Here is a 14,281-nt window from a genome sequence, read left to right on the forward strand (position 1 = left end):
TGGCGAGGGAAGTCAACTCATCTCGCTGTCGTTCGCCTCTACCAGCTGGAACCAGTAGAAACCGTGACCCGGAAGGGTCAGCAGGTAGGGGAGTTCCCCGATCGCGGGGAATTTGACACCTCCGGTGAGCTCCATCGGCGCGTAGTCGCGGTGCTCGGAGAGGTCCAGCTCGACGGGTTGCGGGAAGCGTGACAGGTTGTTCACGCAGAGCACGATGTCCTCGCGGCCGTCCGGGCGCTTCCACTGCCGCTTGTAGGCGAGCACGCTCGGGTTGGAGCCGCCGAGCTCGGTGAAGTCGCCCTCGGCGAACGCGTGGTGCTGCTTGCGCACCTCGATCATGTGCCGGGTCCAGTTGAGCAGCGACGTCGAGCTGTTGAGCTGCGCCTCGACGTTGAGGCCCTGGTAGCCGTAGACCGGGTCCATGATCACCGGCAGGTAGATCCGGCCGGGGTCGCACGAGGAGAAGCCCGCGTTGCGGTCCGGGGTCCACTGCATCGGCGTGCGGACGGCGTCGCGGTCCTGTAGCCAGATGTTGTCGCCCATGCCGATCTCGTCGCCGTAGTACAGAACGGGCGAACCGGGCAGCGACAGCAGCAGTGCGGTGAACAGCTCGTGCTGGTTGCGGTCGTTCTCCAGCAGCGGAGCGAGCCGTCGGCGGATGCCGATGTTCGCCTTCATCCGCGGGTCCTTGGCGTACTCCGCGTACATGTAGTCGCGCTCTTCGTCACTGACCATCTCGAGCGTGAGCTCGTCGTGGTTGCGCAGGAAGATGCCCCACTGCGCGTTCTCCGGGATGGCCGGCGTCTGCGCCAGGATCTCCGAGATCGGGAACCGCGACTCCCTCCGCACCGCCATGAAGATCCGCGGCATCAACGGGAAGTGGAACGCCATGTGGCACTCGTCGCCACCCACGGCCTGATCACCGAAGTACTCCACGACGTCCGACGGCCACTGGTTCGCCTCGGCCAGCAGGACGCGGCCGGGGAACTCGTCGTCGACCACCTTGCGGCACTTGCGCAGGAAGTCGTGGGTCTCGGGCAGGTTCTCGCAGTTGGTGCCCTCGCGCTCGAACAGGTAGGGCACGGCGTCCAGACGGAACCCGTCGATGCCCAGATCGAGCCAGAACCGCAGAATGTCCAGCATCGCCTCCTGCACGGCCGGGTTCTCGAAGTTGAGGTCCGGCTGGTGGCTGAAGAAGCGGTGCCAGAAGAACTGCCCGCGCACCGGGTCATACGTCCAGTTCGACGACTCCGTGTCGACGAAGATGATCCGCGCGTCGCTGTAGCGCGAGTCGTCGTCGCTCCACACGTAGTAGTCGCCGTACGGGCCCGTCGGATCCTGCCGCGACTGCTGGAACCACGGGTGTGCGTCGCTGGTGTGGTTGAGCACCAGGTCCGTGATCACCCGGATCCCGCGCCGGTGCGCCTCCTCCAGCAGGTACACGAAGTCCTCGACCGTGCCGAACTCCGGCAGCACCGCACGGAAGTCGCTGATGTCGTACCCGCCATCGCGCAACGGCGACGCGTAGAACGGTGGCAGCCAGAGACAGTCGACGCCGAGCCACTCCAGGTAGTCGAGGCGCGAGGCGAGTCCTCTGAGGTCGCCCGTGCCGTCGCCGTTGGAGTCGCTGAACGCCCGGACCAGGACCTCGTAGAAGACGGCGCCCTTGTACCAGTCCGGGTTGGGCTTCGCCTGCCTCGCGGACCGGAAGTCCTCTGCCTGGGGCTCGACCAGCAGGCCGTCGTCGTTGACGGCTTCTCCGGTGTGCGGGACACCATCCAACCCGAGTGCAGCGTCGTGACGGGAGTCGTCGGCCATTGTTCCCACCTCGTCGGGGGTTGTGCGGTTGATCAGCTGAAACGCCGCTGAAGGCTGACGACGTGCGCGGTGGCACGCCACGGTTCGAGGCGGACGTAGTTCGCCTGTCCCCAGTCCCAGGTCTCCCCGGTGACCTCGTCGTGCGCGATCACGCGTTCGTGCCAGTCGAAACCGAGCTCGGGCAGGTCGAGGTACAGCGTCCCCTCCTGCGTGTTGTGCGGGTCGAGGCTCACGACGACCACGACGGTGTCGCCCGTCGCCGGGTCGCGCTTGGAGAAGGCGACCAACGCGTCGTTCTCGATGTTCTGGAACCTCAGCGTGCGCATCTGCTGAAGCGCCGGGTGCGCCTTGCGGATGTGGTTCAGCTTGCGCAGCCACGGCTCGAGCGAACGCCCGTCCGCCAGCGCGCGTGCGTAGTCACGAGGACGCAGCTGGTACTTCTCGGAGTTGAGGTACTCCTCGCTACCGGGCTTCACGGCCTCGTGCTCGAACAGCTCGTAGCCGCTGTACACGCCCCACGTGGGGGAGAGCGTGGCCGCGAGTGCCGCGCGGAGCCCGAACATTCCGGGACCGCCGTGCTGGAGCGACTCGTGCAGGATGTCCGGCGTGTTCACGAAGAGGTTCGGCCGCGCCTCGTCCCAGTGGTCGCGGACGTCCTCGCCGAACTCGATCAGCTCCTGCTTGCCCGTCCGCCAGGTGAAGTACGTGTAGGACTGGGTGAAGCCGAGCTTGGCCAGGCCGTAGAGGCGGGCCGGCCGGGTGAAGGCCTCCGCCAGGAACAGCGTGTCCGGGTAGACCTCCTTCACCTTCCAGATCAGCCACTGCCAGAAGTCCGGCGGCTTGGTGTGCGGGTTGTCGACCCGGAAGATCCGCACCCCGTGCTCGGCCCAGAAGAGGACCACGCGCAGCACCTCGTGGTAGAGGCCCTGCGGGTCGAGGTCGAAGTTGATCGGGTAGATGTCCTGGTACTTCTTGGGCGGGTTCTCGGCGTACATGATCGTGCCGTCGGGCTGCGTCGTGAACCACTCCGGGTGCTTGAGCACCCACGGGTGATCAGGCGCGCACTGCAGCGCGAAGTCGAGCGCCACCTCGAGGCCGAGATCGTTCGCCCGTGCGACGAGCGCGTCGAAGTCCTCGATCGTGCCGAGCTGCGGGTGGATCGCGTCGTGCCCGCCCTCGTCCGCGCCGATCGCCCACGGCGAGCCGGTGTCCTCGGGCGTCGCGACGAGCGTGTTGTTGGGGCCCTTGCGGTTGACCCGGCCGATGGGGTGGATCGGCGGGAAGTAGACGACGTCGAAGCCCATCGCCGCGACCCGGTCGAGCTCCTTGGTCGCGGTGGCGAACGTGCCGTGCACCGCCTGGCCGGTCTCGTCGATCCCGCCGGTGCTGCGCGGGAAGAACTCGTACCAGGAGCCGAACGCCGCCTTCTTGCGGTCGCACCAGATCTTGTGGGTCTTGCCCTTGGTGATCAGCTCGCGCACCGGGTGTTCGAACATCAGCTTCTGCACGTCGGCCGCGAACGCCGGCGCGACCCGTTCGGCCAGCGGCCGGTCCTCGTCGCGCAGCGCCGTCGCCGCGGACATGAGCAGAGCTCGCTCTTGCCTTCGATCGGGTCGGCGTGCCACCCGATCGAGTAGCTGGGCACCGATTTCGAGATCATTTGCGAGATCACCGGGACCCTGTCCCGCCGCGATCTTCACCTCAACGGCGTGGTTCCAGGTGCCCCAGGGGTCACTCCACGCATCGATCCGGAACGTCCAGGCGCCTTCGAGGTCTGGAACCACGGTCGCGCCCCACCGATCGAGGCCGATTCCGACCTCGTGCATGCGGGTCTGGCGAGCGACTCGGTCGTTCGGTCCGCGCCAGCTGACTGTGGCCGCGAGTTTGTCGTGTCCCTCGCGCCACACCGTGGCCGCAACCGGAATGTGTTCTCCCACAACGGCTTTGGCTGGATATCTACCAGCCGACACCACCGGGGATACGTCGTCGATTCCGAGTCGTCCGCTCATCGGCAACGCCCTTCCGCCGTGTCGCTCCGCGTCAATGCGTAATCCTGCCTTGCTCGATCAAGCCGTCTGACAGCGGGTTACCCCTTGTAGATCCGTACCCCGCCACTGTCGATCGCACACCTTGAGCGCTCATCGTGTCCAGGGTCTCTCGGCCACGTTCCCGGCATTCGGCGTCCTCTCCAGTGGACTCTTCGCGTACAACTCACCGTGTTAAGAGGGCGCTACAGGTACCGTGCGCGCGTGAACAAGCTTGGCGATCGCTACGTACTGCTCGATCAGCTCGGCGCGGGTGCGATGGGCGTCGTGTGGAGGGCACGCGACGAGTTCCTGCACCGTGACGTGGCGGTCAAGCAGCTACTTCTCAACGACGTCCAGTCGAACGAGTTCCACGAGGCCGTGCAGCGCGCCATGCGTGAAGGCCGCATCGCCGCGCGCTTGCAGCACCCGAACGCGATCGCCGTGTACGACGTCGTGGTCGAGGACGGCAAACCGTGCCTGGTCATGGAGTATTTGCCGTCCCGCAACCTCTCCGCGATCTTGGAGAGCGGCCCGATGCCCCCGATGGAGGCCGCCCGCATCGGGTCGCTGGCCGCCGGGGCGCTGGCCGCCGCCCACGCCGCGGGCATCGTGCACCGCGACATCAAGCCCGGCAACGTCCTCATTGGACGTGACGGCACCGTCAAGATCACCGACTTCGGCATTTCGCGTGCTTTGGGCGATGTGGCCGTGACCAAGACCGGCATGCTCGCGGGCACCCCCGCGTACCTGGCGCCGGAACTGGCCCGCGGCGCCGAGCCCGCGCCGCCGTCGGACGTGTTCTCGCTCGGCGCGACGATCTACGCGATGACCGAGGGCGAACCGCCGTTCGGCAAGAGCACGAACGACCTGGGCCTGCTCTACAAGGTCGCGCGCGGCGAGACCCGCCCGCCGATGCGCTCGGGCCCGCTCACCGGCCTGCTGATCAGGCTGCTGGCGAACGAGCCGGCGCAGCGCCCCACCGCCGCCCAGGCAGCGGAGGAGCTGAAGGCGATCGCGTCCGGCGCCCCGGTCCCGGTCACCCGCGTGATCCCGCCGCGCCCGATGACGCCGCCGACGGGCACCGCCGTGATGGGGGCCGCGGGTCCCGGCACCATGCAGGGCCCACCGCCCCGCACCATGCCGCCCCAGGCGCCACGCACCCGTCCGCCGGCGCCGCTGCCCGAGACCTACGACGACTACGAGCCCGAACCGGAGCCGAAGAAGAACTATCGCGGCCTCGCGGTCGCTGCCGCGATCCTCGGCGTGCTCCTGATCGCCGGCATCGCCTACGCGATCGTGAACAGCGGCGGCAAGGGCAACAAGGTCGGCGCCGGTCCCAGCTCGTCGCCGAAGAGCACGTCGCAGACCCCGGAGCCCACCTCCGGGAAGCCGACGGCCACCAAGCCCACGGCCACCTCCGAGAAGCCGCCGCCGCAGACCTCCCAGAGCCAGCCGCCGTCGTCGAAGCCGCCGGCGACCAAGTTCACCCCGGCCCAGGTCACGACCTTCGTGAAGCAGCACTACGCCAAGCTGCCGGCGAACGTCGAGGCCGCTCGCAACGACTGGGACCCGGACCAGGCACCCGGCCTGGCGGGCGAGAAGGCCTTCTGGGGCAAGTTCTCGAAGCTCGCGGTCAAGGGGAACCCGGTGGTCACGTCCAACGACGACGGCACCTTCAGCGTGACGACGGCGCTCGAGCTGACCAACGCCGAGACGGACAAGGCCGAGACCCAGGAGCACACGCTCGAGATCTCGGGCAAGGGCGCCAAGCTGCTGATCACGGGCGAGGAGAAGGGCTGAACGAGTCCGTTCCGGACTTGACCGGTTCTGCAAGTCGTTGCAGGTCTGACCGGGAACGTTGTCAGGCACTCAGGGGTGGCAGGTAAGTTCGCTCGTCATGCGAGCACTTCGCCGGTTCACCGTCCGAGCCAGCCTGCCGGAGCCCTTGTCCGCGCTGAGCACGCTCGCCACCAACCTGCGCTGGACGTGGCACCCGCCCACGCAGGACCTCTTCGCCTCGATCGACCCGCGTGTCTGGTCCGAGGTCGGTGGCGACCCGTTGCGTCTGCTCTCCGTCGTCGACGCGGGGAAGCTGGAGTCTCTTGCGAGAGACGAGCAGTTCCTGCTCAAGCTCCACGCGCTAGCGAGCGACCTGGAGCGTTATGTCGGAGGGCCGCGCTGGTACCAGCGCAGGCAGGACGAGATCACCCAGCGCCGGGAGCACGGGGCACCGGACACACCGTTGCCCACGAGCGTCGCGTACTTCTCGATGGAGTTCGGCGTGCACGAGGCACTGCCGAACTACTCGGGTGGTCTCGGCATCCTCGCCGGCGACCACCTCAAGGCAGCCTCCGACCTGGGCGTTCCGCTCATCGCCGTGGGTCTGCTCTACCGGTCCGGGTACTTCCGGCAGTCGTTGTCGCTCGACGGCTGGCAGATCGAGCACTACCCGGTGCTCGACCCGCGCGGGCTGCCGCTGGAGCTGCTGACCGAGCCGTCCGGGCTGCCGTTGCTGGTGCACGTGGCCATGCCGGGCGACCGGATGCTGCGGGCGAAGATCTGGAAGGCGCAGGTCGGGCGCATCCCGTTGTTGCTGCTCGACTCGGACGTGGAGCAGAACGACGAGGACCTGCGCGGCGTCACCGACCGGCTCTACGGCGGCGACCAGAACCACCGGATCCGCCAGGAGATCCTCGCGGGCATCGGTGGCGTGCGGGCCGTGCGCACGTTCTGCGAGCTCACCGGGCATGCCCAGCCCGAGGTGTTCCACACGAACGAGGGCCACGCCGGGTTCCTCGGCCTGGAGCGGATCCGCGAGTACATCACCAACGACGGCCTCGACTTCGACCAGGCACTCACGGCCGCGCGCGCCGGTGCGGTGTTCACGACGCACACGCCCGTGCCCGCCGGCATCGACAGGTTCCCCGTCGACCTGGTCCAGCACTACTTCGGCGCCGAGAACCTCGTGCCCGGCGTGAACACCCAGCGCATCCTCGCGCTGGGAGCCGAGGACAACCCCGGCATGTTCAACATGGCCCACATGGGCCTGCGGCTCGCCCAGCGCGCGAACGGTGTGTCCAAACTGCACGGTGAGGTCAGCCGGGACATGTTCCGCGCCCTCTGGCCGAACTTCGACGGCACCGAGGTGCCGATCGGCTCGGTCACCAACGGCGTGCACGGCCCGACCTGGGCCGCGGCCGAGATGAGCAGGCTGCTCGGAGCGTCCGAAGCGGACACCCACACCAGCAACGGGTTCGGCATCGGCGCGTTCGAGCCGGTCACCGACGCGGGGCTGTGGGAGCTGCGGTCGACCCTGCGTGGACGGCTGGTCGACGAGGTGCGCCGCCGGCTGCGCGAGTCGTGGCTTCAGCGCGGCGCGTCGGCGCTGGAGCTGGGCTGGACCGACGGCGTCTTCGACCCAGGCGTGCTGACCGTGGGCTTCGCACGGCGCGTGCCGACGTACAAGCGCCTCACGCTGATGCTGCGCGACCCGGAGCGGCTGCGTTCGCTGCTGCTGCACCCCGAACGGCCCGTGCAGCTCGTCGTGGCGGGCAAGTCGCACCCGGCCGACGACGGCGGCAAGGCGCTGATCCAGCAGATCGTGCGCTACGCCGACGAGGCGGGCGTGCGGCACCGGATCGTGTTCCTGCCGGACTACGACATGTCCATGGCCCGGTACCTGTACTGGGGCTGCGACGTGTGGCTGAACAACCCGATGCGTCCCCTCGAGGCGTGCGGCACGTCCGGCATGAAGTCGGCGTTGAACGGTGGTCTCAACCTGTCCATCCGGGACGGCTGGTGGGACGAGATGTACGACGGCTCGAACGGCTGGGCCATCCCGACCGCGGACGGCGTCAACGACCCGGTCCGGCGCGACGACCTGGAGGCCAACGCGCTGTACGACCTGCTCGGCTCGCAGGTCGCGCCGCTGTTCTACGACCGCGGCGAGGACGGCGTGCCGACCCGCTGGATGTCGATGGTCCGGCACACGCTGGCCTCGCTCGGCCCGGTCGTGCAGGCCTCCCGCATGGTCCGCGAGTACGTCGAGACCTACTACGCGCCGGCCGCCGCGTCCGCGCAGAACGTCGTCGGTGAGGGCTACCGGGGCGCGAAGGAGCTCTCCGCGTACCGGCACCGGCTGCGCGCGTCGTGGACGCGGGTGCGGGTGCTCGACAGCGACCTGGTGCTCGGCGGCTCCTCGGTGCCGGTGCTCGGGTCGCCGGTCATCGTGCGGGCGCGCGTCGAGCTGGCCGGGCTGGAACCGTCCGAAGTGGACGTCCAGGTCGTGCTGGGCAAGGTGTCGCACGACTCCGACGAGCTCAAGGACATCGTGTCCGCGCCGATGAACTACGCGGGCAACGGCAACTACGAGGCCGAGGTGCCGCTGCCGCACGCGGGAGCGCTCGGCTACACCGTGCGCGTGCTGCCGCGCCACGGCCTGCTGGCGACGTCTGCGGAACTCGGCAGGGTCGTTCTGGCTAGTTGATCGCTTTACGAGATCCACACAGGGCATCCGGTTCGCCTTCAAACGGCGGGCTGGATGCCCTGATGTGTTCGTCTTCCTTGTTGCCTGTTCACTGCTCGTGACGAGCGTCAGGCGTGTGTCCGACTTACGGCTTCCCTCAAACGAATGACCCCTTTTTCGAGTGGGTGAATTCGTGATCTCCGCTGGTAGGGGCACGTGTACGGGCTTACGCTCCATGGCATGGAATGAACCGCACCTGAATTCATTGATGGATTTCCGGCGCGGCTCCAAGTGAATTGCGCATTGAGGAAGAAGGTAGCCGTGAAGAAAACGATTACCGCACTCTCGCTCGTCGCTGCTCTGTTCACCGCCTCGACCATCCCGGCTGCCAGTGCGTCGCCCGCCGCGCCAGAACTCCCAGCCGCCTGCGCCGGTCTCGTCACGGACCTCGCCGGAAAACTCACGAAAACCGTCAGCAGTCTTCTGCCTCTGCCCAACGTGGGCGCCGTGACACCGTTGATCGGTGACCTTCTCGGCCTCGTGACCGCGTTGCAGAGTTCGGGCTGTCTGCCGACACCTCCGGTGAGCGTGCCGGGCGTGCCGATACCGGTGAAGGCGGCGGAGTACACCGGCCCGGTCGACCAGTGCCTGCCGGTCGTGCTGAACCTGATCTCCACCATCGCGGGCCTCGGCGGCACGGTGCTGGGCGCCGCCAGTGGTGCGCTACCCGATGTCGGCAAGCTCACCGGCCTGCTGACCACGTTGCTCAAGACCGTCACCGACCTGCTGAGCAAGTGCGGCCTGCCGGCGCCTCCCGGCGGCCTGCCCGCACTCCCCGGCCTGCCGTTGCCGGTCCAGAACAGCTGATCTGAAAATCGCGGGGTGAGAAGGGCCCGTCACCGGTCTCGGTGACGGGCCCTTCTCGTGTGCGCGGAGCGTAGTATTCCGTTTGGGTCAGAATAGCCGTGTCGAGCTGCGCGGTCACCCATTTGTCGCAGTTCAAGTGTTTTCCGGTAAAGCACACAATGGTGCTACCGATTCGTTTCTGCGCGGAAGTTGTGGTTAACCTGCAATTGCTCGATCCGCTGCAAGCAGAACGGAAATAACGCAGATGATCAAGAAGGCAATCGTCCTCGGAGTCGCAATCGCAGGCATGGGCCTGTTCGCGTCGACCGCACAGGCCGCTCCCACCCAGAGCAGGGATGTGCTGGACACGCAGCTGGTGGGCCCGATCTCCATCACCGCGTTGTCGCACAACCCGTGGACTCCCGGCAACGGCAACGTCACCGGATCGGGCAACATCGGAGGCAACGGCAACAACGTCGGAAACAACAACAACGGCGGTAACGGCAACAGCAACGGTGGCGGCGGCAACAACGTCGGTGCGGGCAACTCGGGTGGGAACGGCAACAATTCGCCCGGTTTCCCCGGCTGAACTGACCGCCTGCGTTAACTGATCTCCAGACGGGCGCGGGTCGCCGCCACCCGCGGACTCCAGCCCGCGAGCTCGTGCGCTTCGGCCACGAGTTCGCGGGCCTTCGCGTTGTCGCCGTCGGCCATCCACGCCCGTGCGATGGTGATCAGGTCGTCGGCGCGGCCCACCGCGTTCTCGCTCGACTCGGCGGAGTAGCCGGCGAGCTGCCGGGCCGTCTGAGTGTCGCCCTCGACCAACGCCATGATCGCCAGCGTCCCGTTCGCGCGGTACTTCGGGTATCCGGCCTGGTAGGCGTTGTCGAACATGCTGCGCGCGGTCTCCATCCCGACCTCGGGCGGGAACTGCCCGGACTCGACCGCCAGCACGGCGACGCCGGCGGTGGTCGCCATGACGAACGCCAGGTCACGCGTGCTCAGGTCCTCACGGCTGGTCAGCCCGACCACGGTCTGCAGTGCCTCGAGGTACCGCTCGCGGGCGCAGGCCGTGACGACCTTGAGCCCGACGACGGTGAGCAGCTCGGGGTGGTCCTTCACCAGTTCCGCGTAGATCCGCTCGGCCTCGTCGAGGTCGCCGCGGTGGTAGGCGTCCATGCCGGCGAGCACGCGCGGCCGCGCCTCCAGCTCGCCGAGCGGCCGTCCGGTCATCCTCGGCAGCGAGAACACGTACCAGCCCAGGCTGGTGTGGCCGGGCTTCTCGACCGGCATGAGCTGAAGCAGGAAGCAGGCCGTGGCGGCGAGGGCCATGCCCTTGCCGAACGCGCTGCCGGCCGCGAGCCACATCAGGGCCGCGACGGCCGCGCAGAAGACGATCGCGAACACTCCGTTCAGGACGGTCCGCGTGCGTACACCCGGCTTGAGCCCGGTGATCCCGACCGTGGCGAGCACCGGGATGGTGCGCAGGACGACCCGCTGATGCGTCCACGTCCACGACTTGAGCTCGGCGCCGAGGCCGATGATCACGTGGGTGATCCGGAGTCCGAAGAGGACGGCGCCGAGCGCCAGGCCCGCCTGGACAGCGGTCAGTTCCACGAGCAGGCCGACCAGTGCTCCGGCGAGGCCGAGGTAGAACTCCGGGAGGGTCCAGGCGATCGTGCCGGCCACCACCAGTGCCGTCACGATCCAGCGCACAACTGTCACGATCACCAGACGTTACCGGCGGGACGGCGGTTCCCCGGCGTCAGACCACCGGCTGCGACCCGCCCTCGCGGATCGGCAGGCCGGCCGCGCGCCAGCCCCGGTACCCGCCGACGAGGTCCGTCGCGTTGGGCAGCCCGACCCGTTGCAGGTCCCGCGCCGCCAGGGACGACGCCCAGCCCTCGTTGCACACCACGACGACGGTCGTGTCCGGAGTGAAGCCCGGCAGCCGCCACTCGCCGTCCGGGTCGAGCCGCCACTCCAGCACGATCCGCTCGACCACGACGGAGTTCTCGATCTCGCCCTCGGCCAGCCGGTTGTGGGCCGGCCGGATGTCCACGACCAGCACGTCCTCCAGTGCGAGCACCTCGTGCGGTTCCAGCCGCTTGAGGTGCGAGCGCGCCTCTTCGAGGATGGTGTCGAGGTTGCTCACGGGCCCTCCAGGTCGGCCAGCTGACGCAGTTCTGCCAGCGGCAGGCGCTGCGCGGGCAGCGGCGGGATCGAGTCGGGGATGTCGAGCAGCGACGCGTACTCGCGGGTCGGCACGAGCGGCGGCGAGTAGGCGTGCACGGTCGCGGCCGGTCCGTCGAACGGGTTCAGCACCTGGTGCGCCCGCCCGGACCCGAAGCCCAGCGCCTCCCCGGTGGTCCGCACCGCGGACCGGATCGGCCCGGCGGGGTAGCGGTAGTCCTCCTGCAACTGGCCCGTCAGCACGGTGAACGAGCCGGCCGAGCCACCGTGGTCGTGCGGTTCGGTGCCCTGCCCCGGCAGCCACGACAGCAGCCACAGCTCGACGCCCTCGGTCAGTCCCAACCGCGCCCACCAGCGGCGTTCGGTCGAGTAGTCGAGGATCTGGAGAAGTCCGGTGGTCAGCTCGCTCGCCACGAACGAGGTCAGATCGCGCAGCTCGCGCGGCGTCCACAGCGACCGGGACGGGTGGATCACGTCACGCAGCAGCTGACTGTCCAGCGCCGGGTGGAGGTCGAATTGATCTTGGCCGGAAATGTTTCCGGCATAGGTCGAAGTCACGCACTCGCTCCTGAAGGCCGCGTCGGGTACGGGGTAGCGATCAAGACGCGACGCAGGGCGCTTCAGCGCATGCGTCGCGTCGAGCTACACCCGCACGACGCGACGAGCACGAGATCGATCGTGCGGTCAGTCCAGCAGTAGACGACCACGAACGTGATGGTGCCAGACGTTCTCCGAATGTGGCTAGAGCGTCCATTTGCCGGAAGAACCTCTGCCACAGAGTCAAGTAACCGCAAGGAGTATCAGCGCGGGAGCCGCAGCACGAGCAACGAGCGAGCCGCCACCGTCACCTTCTCCCGCGGCGCGAAGGAACCGGGATTGGCGGGGGAGCCGTCCGCCGTCGTCGTGTCCAGATACGGCTCGTACGCCGGCCCGTAGCGCTCGTGCGGCAGCGTCACGCTGATTTCTTCGGCACCGGCGTGCATCAGCATCAGCCACGAGTCGTCGGACACGAGCTCGCCCTCGCGCGTGCGCGAGAGGCAGTTCGAGCCGTCGATGAACATGCCGAGCGTGCGGCGGCCCTCGTCGAACCAGTCCGTCTCGGCCATCTCCTGCCCGTCCGGCCGGAACCACACCAGGTCCGGGTTGCCGCTGGGGGTCGTGCGGCCCTCGAAGAACTCGGGCTGCCGCAACGCGGGCGACGACGCGCGCAGTTCGATCAGCCGTTGCGTGAACCCCAGCAGCGCCTTCCCCGCGTCGCCCGTCGTCCAGTCGACCCACGAGACGCGGTTGTCGAGGCAGTACGGGTTGTTGTTGCCGCCCTGGGTGCGCCACATCTCGTCGCCCGCGGTCATCATCGGCGTGCCGGTCGACAGCAGCAGCGTCGCGAGCAGGTTCCGCGCCTGCTTGGCCCGCAGCGACAGGATCTCGGGATCGGTCGTCTCGCCCTCGGCGCCGCAGTTCCACGAACGGTTGTCGTTCGTGCCGTCGCGGTTCTCCTCGCCGTTCTCGTCGTTGTGCTTGTCGTTGTACGACACCAGGTCCCGCAGCGTGAACCCGTCGTGCGCGGTGATGAAGTTGATCGACTGCCACGGCCGGCGCAGGTCGTCCGCGTAGAGGTCGCTCGACCCGGAGAGCCGGTACGCGAGATCGCGCACGGACGTGTGGCCGCGCCAGAAGTCCCGGACCGTGTCGCGGTAGCGGCCGTTCCACTCGGCCCACTGCACCCCGAAGTCGCCGACGCGATACCCGTCGCCGGTCGCGTCCCACGGCTCGGCGATCAGCTTGGACCGGCACAGCACCGGGTCCGTCGTGATGGCCGTCAGCAACGCGCTGTCGCGGTCGAAGAACCCGCCGCCGGGACGGCCCATGGTCGAGGCGAGGTCGAACCGGAACCCGTCGACGCCCATCTCGTCCGCCCAGTACCGCAGCGAGTCCGTGACCAGCCGCACGACCTGCGGCGACCCGGCGTCCAGCGTGTTGCCGCAGCCGGTGATGTCGACCGTGCTGCCGCCACCGGCGTGCAGGTAGTACCCCGGCGCGTCGTAGCCGCGGAAGGAGACCGTCGGCCCGTCGGGACCGCCCTCGCAGGTGTGGTTGTAGACGACGTCGATCAGCACCTCGATGTTCGCCGCGTGCAGTGCCGCGACCATCGTGCGGAACTCCTGGATCTCGCGGCCCGGTTCGCTCGCATAGGCGGCGTGCGGCGCGCAGTAGCCGAGCGGCGAGTAGCCCCAGTAGTTTCGCGCGCCCCGGCTCAGCAGCGACGGTTCGTCCAGGAAGGCCTGGACCGGCAGCAGTTCGACCGTGGTGACGCCGAGCCGCGTGAGGTGCTCGATCGCCGCCGGATGCGCCAGCCCCAGGTACGTGCCTCGCAGCTTCTCCGGGATCTCCGGGTGGTTCTTCGTGAAGCCCTTGACGTGCATCTCGTAGATGACGGCCTCTTCGAACGGCACCTCGGGCTTCACGCCCGTGTCCACGCCGCCCGGCGAGCTCACGACGCTCAGGGGCACGCTCCCGAGCGAGTCGACCGCGGACGGCGGCCCGTGCATCGGATCGCCCACGTAGCCCAGAACGGCGTTCAGGTCCGTGATCCCGCCCTCGATCTGCCGCGCGTACGGGTCGACCAGCAGTTTCGCCGGGTTGCAGCGCAGGCCGCGGCCCGCGTCGTACGGCCCGTGCACCCGGAACCCGTACCGCTGACCAGGCATGACGCCGGGCACGAGCCCGTGCCAGACGCCGAACGTCCGTTCGGTCAGCTCGACCCGTTTCTCGGCGCCGTCGTCGTCGATCAGGCAGACCTCGACCGCGTCGGCGACGTGGGACGTCACCGCGAACCGGACACCGCCTGCTTCGGCGTGTGCCCCCAGTGGGAACGGTCGGCCTGCCAGCACCTCGGACTCGGGTCGCGTAGCCATGCACCGATCTTGGCATC

General features: G+C 68.4%; 10 protein-coding genes. 4 read left to right on the forward strand and 6 right to left on the reverse strand.

The window, feature by feature from the left end:
* Positions 1 to 12 precede the first annotated feature (12 nt).
* On the reverse strand, positions 13 to 1,818 hold the full coding sequence (treS, locus tag BM417_RS14385) for a maltose alpha-D-glucosyltransferase (protein ID WP_093592921.1): 1,806 nt from the start codon (positions 1,816 to 1,818) through the stop codon (positions 13 to 15).
* A 32-nt stretch (positions 1,819 to 1,850) separates the two neighbouring features.
* Entirely contained in the window at positions 1,851 to 3,827 is a 1,977-nt protein-coding gene (locus BM417_RS14390) for an alpha-1,4-glucan--maltose-1-phosphate maltosyltransferase (protein ID WP_093592924.1), read from the reverse strand.
* A 240-nt stretch (positions 3,828 to 4,067) separates the two neighbouring features.
* On the opposite strand from BM417_RS14390, the gene BM417_RS47755 reads away from it, so the two are divergent.
* The 4 genes from BM417_RS47755 to BM417_RS14410 all read left to right on the forward strand — a co-directional run bounded on the left by BM417_RS47755 (position 4,068) and on the right by BM417_RS14410 (position 9,745).
* Positions 4,068 to 5,645 (forward strand): serine/threonine-protein kinase, encoded by a 1,578-nt coding sequence (locus tag BM417_RS47755; protein ID WP_245821913.1) that lies wholly within the window; start codon positions 4,068 to 4,070, stop codon positions 5,643 to 5,645.
* Positions 5,646 to 5,742: 97 nt separating this feature from the next.
* Positions 5,743 to 8,331 carry an alpha-glucan family phosphorylase gene (gene glgP, locus BM417_RS14400; protein ID WP_093592926.1) on the forward strand — a complete coding sequence of 863 codons (2,589 nt, stop codon included), beginning with the start codon at positions 5,743 to 5,745 and terminating at the stop codon, positions 8,329 to 8,331.
* Positions 8,332 to 8,631: 300 nt separating this feature from the next.
* The gene (locus BM417_RS14405) at positions 8,632 to 9,177 is read left to right on the forward strand and encodes a hypothetical protein (RefSeq protein ID WP_093592929.1); all 546 of its coding nucleotides are present in this window, start codon (positions 8,632 to 8,634) and stop codon (positions 9,175 to 9,177) included.
* Positions 9,178 to 9,421: 244 nt separating this feature from the next.
* Positions 9,422 to 9,745, forward strand: a complete 324-nt coding sequence (locus tag BM417_RS14410; RefSeq protein WP_093592931.1) for a hypothetical protein — start codon at positions 9,422 to 9,424, stop codon at positions 9,743 to 9,745.
* 14 nt (positions 9,746 to 9,759) lie between these two features.
* On the opposite strand, the gene BM417_RS14415 is transcribed toward BM417_RS14410, so the two are convergent.
* The 4 genes from BM417_RS14415 to glgX all read right to left on the reverse strand — a co-directional run bounded on the left by BM417_RS14415 (position 9,760) and on the right by glgX (position 14,264).
* Positions 9,760 to 10,881, reverse strand: a complete 1,122-nt coding sequence (locus BM417_RS14415; protein ID WP_218164468.1) for a hypothetical protein — start codon at positions 10,879 to 10,881, stop codon at positions 9,760 to 9,762.
* A gap of 40 nt (positions 10,882 to 10,921) precedes the next feature.
* Entirely contained in the window at positions 10,922 to 11,311 is a 390-nt protein-coding gene (locus BM417_RS14420; protein ID WP_093592936.1) for a rhodanese-like domain-containing protein, read from the reverse strand.
* Positions 11,308 to 11,907 (reverse strand): cysteine dioxygenase, encoded by a 600-nt coding sequence (locus BM417_RS14425; RefSeq protein WP_177320429.1) that lies wholly within the window; start codon positions 11,905 to 11,907, stop codon positions 11,308 to 11,310. The genes BM417_RS14420 and BM417_RS14425 overlap by 4 nt, the downstream gene beginning before the upstream one ends.
* Positions 11,908 to 12,149: 242 nt before the next feature.
* Positions 12,150 to 14,264: a glycogen debranching protein GlgX gene (gene glgX / locus BM417_RS14430; RefSeq protein ID WP_093592939.1), complete on the reverse strand. Its 2,115-nt coding sequence runs from the start codon at positions 14,262 to 14,264 to the stop codon at positions 12,150 to 12,152.
* Between the last annotated feature and the right edge of the window lie 17 nt (positions 14,265 to 14,281).

The organism is Lentzea waywayandensis, from assembly GCF_900115955.1.
GTDB lineage: Bacteria > Actinomycetota > Actinomycetes > Mycobacteriales > Pseudonocardiaceae > Lentzea > Lentzea waywayandensis.